This window comes from Brevibacillus sp. YAE8, from assembly GCF_057543335.1.
Window position 1 is genome coordinate 1 of sequence record NZ_BAAIYG010000150.1, and the last position, 542, is coordinate 542.

1 protein-coding gene is annotated in these 542 nt (G+C 40.8%); it reads right to left on the bottom strand.

Going from position 1 to position 542, the window contains the following annotated elements:
• Positions 1-303: 303 nt before the first annotated feature.
• Positions 304-542: hypothetical protein (locus tag AC27IT_RS28100; RefSeq protein WP_487092307.1), on the bottom strand; the 239-nt coding region annotated here is incomplete at its 5' end.

Consider the following 542-nt stretch of genomic DNA (forward strand, 5'->3'; position numbering starts at 1 on the left):
ATGCTAAGATGTGTATAACTCATGATTGATTCTCCTGTGTAAATGGTGTTGTGGTGACTTCATTTTACACGAATCAATCATGGGCCGTTTTTTTATCTAGGTGTCGCACTTGATATTACAATCTGTCTCTACCCAAAAAATTTTGAGAAGAAACAAGAGTATTATTCTTTAACTTGGAGTTTGTCAAGAATGTAGTGGAGGCCGGCCTAAATAATTGGATGCGAAGTTTGCATCTCCTATTTGAAGCATCCTTTTACGGAAAAAGGAGTCAAGGGCGTAAGGGGAAAATTCGAACTCATGACTCTATACGTGCTGAGGAAGCGTATTATTTTTGGTAGGAACTCTATTTTTTAAAAGACGTAAAGCTTTACCCGTTTCTAAAAGAAAAATGGAATACTGCAGCAGGACCTCGCGGGGGTCTGTCCAGTATTTTGTGTAAACCCTTTTGGAATAAAAAACTAGCGTAAGTATTGGCCGATCCGATCCGGGAAGAAAACGGAGAGCTGGAGGAGCATTTGCCCCCAGTTCTGCACTCGTCCAGT